Consider the following 801-nt stretch of genomic DNA (forward strand, 5'->3'; position numbering starts at 1 on the left):
TACGGACCAAGGTCATTCCCTCCGCCGAGGCGCAGCTGTCGCTGGGCCTGGGCAGCGACATTCCCACCGAACGCCTGTTCTTCGCGGTGATGCCCGATCCGGCCACGGCCTGGCGCATCGCCGAACTGGCCGAGGGACTGCGCGGCGAACATGGCCTGGACGGGCGTCCGCTGGCGCGCGAGCGCCTGCACGTCACCCTGCACCACCTGGGCGATTACGCCGGCCTGCCGCCGAGCCTGCTGGCCAGGGTGCAGCAGGCCGCGGCGCGGGTGCGGATGCCGGAATTCGAGGTGTGCTTCGACGAAGTCGGCAGTTTCGCCGGTGGCCGCCAGCACCCGTTCGTGCTGCGCAGCGGACATGGCGCCGATCTGCTGCACGGCCTGCACCAGGAACTGGCGCGCTGCCTGCAGGGTATGGGCAGCCGCCCCGATCCGGCATTCACCCCGCACCTGACCCTGCTCTACGACAAGCGGCGCATGCCGCTGCAGCCGGTGCAGCCGATGCGCTGGCTTGTGCGCGAGTTCGTGCTGATCCGCAGTTATCTGGGGCAGACCCGCTATCAGCTGGAAGGACGCTGGTCGTTGGGCTGAGGCCTGTGGGCAGGCGTGCCTGATCCTGCAGGATCGGTGCGAGGTCGCGCCGGAGTCGCAGGCTGGCCTTTCGACAACGGCCCGGGCGGCCCTGCATGGGTTGCAGGCGCAAAGTCCGGGCGCGACCTGCCTCGCTCCCGCGGCACGGGGGTGCCTAGAATGGCCGCATGGACCTGATCCCGATGCCCCTGCCGCCGGGCCAACTGGCCGA

1 protein-coding gene is annotated in these 801 nt (G+C 70.4%); it reads left to right on the top strand.

Features of this window, described 5'->3' with window-relative positions; translation table 11 throughout:
• Positions 1-14: 14 nt before the first annotated feature.
• The gene (gene thpR, locus ABB22_RS17525; RefSeq protein ID WP_057505460.1) at positions 15-590 is read left to right on the top strand and encodes an RNA 2',3'-cyclic phosphodiesterase; all 576 of its coding nucleotides are present in this window, start codon (positions 15-17) and stop codon (positions 588-590) included.
• The last annotated feature ends 211 nt before the right edge of the window (positions 591-801 follow it).

The organism is Stenotrophomonas nitritireducens, from assembly GCF_001431425.1.
Classification (GTDB): Bacteria; Pseudomonadota; Gammaproteobacteria; order Xanthomonadales; family Xanthomonadaceae; genus Stenotrophomonas; species Stenotrophomonas nitritireducens.